We start from the raw sequence: 453 nt of genomic DNA, 5'->3' as shown, positions 1-453 counted from the left end.
AAATCATCGACTCTTGCAGATGGTCGCAAAGTCCTCGATGTTGTCTTTGTAGAATTGAAAAACCCACCCTCTCCTGTCCAGCTGGATGGCTTGCCATTAAATGTGGTACCAATTTGTAGGCCAAAGCAAAGTATTTTTATTGAGTTCCCTGATTGTACAATGTTGGGAGTTAATCGTGATCAGATTCCATTGCTGCCCAACTTTGCTATGACTGACTTTGCTGCTCAAGGTCGAACTCGACCTATTAATCTTGTTGACTTAGAACATTGTGATACACACCAGTCTATATACACATGTCTATCTAGGGCATCTACTTTAAAGGGAACAGTCATCTTCAGAATGTGTCGTCATGGTACAATCACTGGGGGATTAGGTTCAGGATTTCTAAAGCAAGAATTTAGAGAGCTAGAGCTACTCAATGAGATCACAAGGTTGAGATGGGTAGGGGAATTG

The 453-nt window shown here is 41.7% G+C and carries 1 protein-coding gene; it reads left to right on the top strand.

Features of this window, described 5'->3' with window-relative positions:
- The coding region (locus BBH99_RS22795) for a hypothetical protein (RefSeq protein WP_228390811.1) at positions 1-453 on the top strand (453 nt) is incomplete at both ends.

The organism is Chryseobacterium contaminans, from assembly GCF_001684955.1.
GTDB classification, from domain to species: Bacteria; Bacteroidota; Bacteroidia; order Flavobacteriales; family Weeksellaceae; genus Chryseobacterium; species Chryseobacterium contaminans.
This window is presented reverse-complemented; position numbering and strand designations above follow the sequence as displayed.